The organism is Spirillospora sp. NPDC049652, from assembly GCF_040675125.1.
Classification (GTDB): Bacteria; Actinomycetota; Actinomycetes; order Streptosporangiales; family Streptosporangiaceae; genus Spirillospora.
Window position 1 is genome coordinate 1 of sequence record NZ_JBFAOF010000754.1, and the last position, 3,655, is coordinate 3,655.

General features: G+C 71.4%; 3 protein-coding genes. 1 reads left to right on the forward strand and 2 read right to left on the reverse strand.

Annotated elements, in window-relative coordinates:
- The coding region (locus AB0J52_RS31960) for an NAD-dependent malic enzyme (RefSeq protein WP_500186517.1) at positions 1–1,342 on the reverse strand (1,342 nt) is incomplete at its 3' end.
- A 364-nt stretch (positions 1,343–1,706) separates the two neighbouring features.
- Positions 1,707–2,660, reverse strand: a complete 954-nt coding sequence (locus AB0J52_RS31965; protein ID WP_500186518.1) for a tetratricopeptide repeat protein — start codon at positions 2,658–2,660, stop codon at positions 1,707–1,709.
- Between the two features lie 411 nt (positions 2,661–3,071).
- Between AB0J52_RS31965 and AB0J52_RS31970 the strand changes: the two genes are divergently transcribed.
- The coding region (locus AB0J52_RS31970) for an ATP-binding cassette domain-containing protein (RefSeq protein WP_500186520.1) at positions 3,072–3,655 on the forward strand (584 nt) is incomplete at its 3' end.

Genomic DNA, 3,655 nt, shown 5'->3' on the forward strand with positions numbered 1-3,655 from the left:
CGACGTCCGGGTGGAACACGCTCGGGACGATGTAGTTCGGGCCCAGCTCGCCCGGCGTGACGACCTCGGCGAGGGCCTGCGCGGCGGCGAGCAGCATGTCCAGGGTGACGCCGTTGGCCTGCGCGTCCAGCAGCCCGCGGAACACGCCGGGGAAGGCCAGCACGTTGTTGATCTGGTTCGGGTAGTCGCTGCGGCCGGTGGCGACCACGGCGGCGTGCTCGCGCGCCTCGTCCGGGGACACCTCGGGCTCGGGGTTGGCCAGCGCGAACACGATCGCGTCGTCGTTCATGGTCGCGATGTCGTCGCCGGTGAGGATGCCCGGCGCGGAGACGCCGACGAAGACGTCCGCGCCCGCGACCGCGCCCTTCAGGTCGCCGGCGTAGCCCTCGGAGTTGGTGTGCTCGGCGATCCAGCGCAGCGAGTCGTCCAGGTCGGTGCGGCCGAGGTGGACGGCGCCATAGTAGTCGCAGACGACGACGTTCTTCGCCCCGGCGTGCAGCAGCAGCTTCAGGATCGCGCTGCCCGCCGCGCCCGCGCCGGACATCGCGATGCGGACCGTTCCGATGTCCTTGCCGACCACGCGCAGCGCGTTGGTGAGCGCGGCGAGCACGCAGATCGCGGTGCCGTGCTGGTCGTCGTGGAAGACCGGGATGTCCAGCAGCTCGCGCAGCCGGGCCTCGACCTCGAAGCAGCGCGGCGCGGAGATGTCCTCCAGGTTGATGCCGCCGAACGCGGGCGCGAGGATCTGCACGGTCCGGACGATCTCGTCGGTGTCCTGGGTGTCCAGGCAGATCGGCCAGGCGTCGATCCCGGCGAACCGCTTGAACAGCGCGGCCTTGCCCTCCATCACCGGCAGCGCGGCCTCCGGGCCGATGTTGCCGAGGCCGAGCACCGCCGAGCCGTCGGTGACGACCGCGACGCTGTTGCGCTTGATCGTCAGCCGCCGGACGTCCTCGGGGTTGCGGGCGATGGCGAGCGAGACCCGCGCGACGCCCGGGGTGTAGGCCATGGACAGCTCGTCGCGGTTGCGCAGCGGCACCTTCGACTGCATCTCGATCTTGCCGCCGAGGTGCATCAGGAAGGTCCGGTCCGAGACCTTGTGGATCTTGATGTCGTCGATCGTCTCCAGCGCGGCGGAGATCGCCTCGGCGTGCTCGGTGTCGCGGGTGGCGATGGTGACGTCGATGCGCAGCGTCTCGTGACCGGCGGTGTTCACGTCGAGGGCGGTCACGATGCCCCCGGCGTTCTCGACCACGTGGGTGATCTGGCTGACGGCCTTGCCGCCGGCCGGGACCTCCAGCCGGACGGTGATGGAGTACGACACGCTGGGCACGCTGGCCACGACACTGCTCCCTGTCTACCGGATTACGTCTTACCGGCTACGTCTTCGTCCCGCCCGGAGCCGACGACCGGCTTCCGGGATGGCGTGAGCGCGCTACTCCGAGGGCGTCCTGTGGAGGGCGTCGCATGGGGCGGGCGGGGCGCGGTCACCGCCAAAGAGGATACGCGCTCGCCGCGCCGTCCCCGATCAGAAGGACACTTTGTACGTGCGGCGTTAAAAAAGCGCGTTCTGCAACATGTCGCATAGGTGCGCTCCGTCCCCGTCCACGCTAGGGATCCGGGCGCACCCAGGGACCTCCGGGTCGGACAACGCCACAGGGCGCGTCCCCGTGTCGAGGAGCGCGCCCTGTGGCGTGCCGTCCGGATCAGAAGAGCGCGCTCTGCAGCGAGCGGCGGGCCTTGGTGACGCGCGGGTCGTCCGCCGGCAGCACCTCGAACAGCAGCAGCAGGTGCTTGCGGACGGCGTCGCGGTCGTCGCCCGCGGTGCGGCGGACGGCGGAGACGAGGCGGCCGAACGCGGCCTCGATCCGGCCGGAGACCATCTCGACGTCGGCGGCGTCGATCTGCGCCTTGGCGTCGCCGGGCTTGGCCTCGGCGTCCTGGAGGACCCGGCCCGGGTCCAGCGTCTGCGCGCGCCCGCTCAGGTCGACCAGCGCGAGGCCGCGCTTGGCCTCGTCGTCCCTGGGGTCGCGGGCGAGGATCTCCTGGAACGCGGCCCGCGCCTCGTCCAGGTTCCCGGCGCGCAGCGCGTCGTCGGCCCTGGCGTAGACGGGGTCGGACGCGGGGTCGGCGGCCGCGGGGGCCTCGGCGGCGGCACCCTCGGGGATCAGGCCCTCCTTGACCAGCGCCTCGAAGAGCTGGTCGACGGCCTGGCGCACCTGGGCCTCGGGGGCCGCACCGTTCAGGAACGGCAGCAGCTGCCCCTGGACGACCGCCGCCACGAACGGGATGCCGCGCACGCCCATCTGCTGCATGTACGCGCCGAGCTGCGGGTTGGCGTCGATGTCGACCTTGGCGAGGATCCAGCGTCCGGCCGCCTCCTGCGCCAGCTTCTCCAGGATCGGGCCGAGCTGCTTGCACGGCCCGCACCACTCCGCCCAGAAGTCCACGAGGACCGGGACGGTCTGCGACCGCTCCACGACCTCGGTGTTGAAGGTCTGGTCGGTGACGTCCACGACGTACGGGCCGCCCGCCGGGCCACCCGCCGGCGCCCCGGCGGCGGCGGACGCGCCGTCCCCGGCCTGGGCCGCGCGCGCCTGGCGCTCCTGGCGCTGTTTCGAAGCCGACTGGACGGCCCCCAGATCGACGGCGCCGTACAACGAAAAGTCCCGAGAAGGCATATGTACATCCTGCCGCATGAACGCGCGCGTCGCATGAGCAGCCGGAGTGTCCTCCGGCACTGGTCCCGGCGGCCCCGCCGGACGGGGCCGCGGCGCGCGCGCAGTGGGGACGGGACAGGCACAGCACAACGGACCGGACTTCTCCCGATACGGATCAGCCAACGACGCGAAAGGTAAAGAATCCAAGCGCCCTCGCTCAATAGCAAAAGCGAGCTGACGGCGATCACCAAGACTGGTTATAGTCGCCTGGTCGTGCACGGATCGACGGCCACGAGAGTTTCATCGGGCGGGCCTGCTCGGCCGGGGTGAAACGTGCCGCCGGACGACGGGCTCGCGGGCGGGCGGGGCTGTCGGGAACCGAGCTCGTGAACCAATGGGGGGAAAACTGAAATGGTCGCGGACGCATCCGCGATCGTGGCCCATGGGATGGGGGTCCGCCGCGGGGGGCGGTGGCTCCTCCGTCCGACGGCCCTCGGTATCGCTGAGGGCCTGATCGGTGTTGCCGGTCCGCCGGGCGCGGGCAAAACAACGCTGCTGGCCACGTTCGCGACGCTGCGCCGACCAAGCGTCGGCGAAATAGAAATCCTCGGTCACCGTACCGGGAAAACCTCGGATCTGCGCGCCGTACGGGCGCGGATCGGCTATCTCCCGTCAGGCTTCTGGCGCGATTCGAACATTTCCGCCGCGGAATTCGTGGGCTATGCGGCCTACTACCGGCGGGCCCGGGAATCGGACGCGCGCGGCATTCTGCGGCGGCTGGAGCTGGCGGATGTGGCGGACACCGCGCTGGCCCTTCTGCCGCCCGACGTCCGGCTGCGGGTGGGCCTCGCCGCGACGTGCGTGCACGAGCCCGACATCGTCCTGCTGGACGACCCGCTCGACGAGCTCCTCGAACCCGCCGGGGAGGACGGGCGCGGCGAGTTCACGGCGTCGCTGCCGCGCCTGCTCGGCCGGCTGGGCGCGTTCACGCGCAG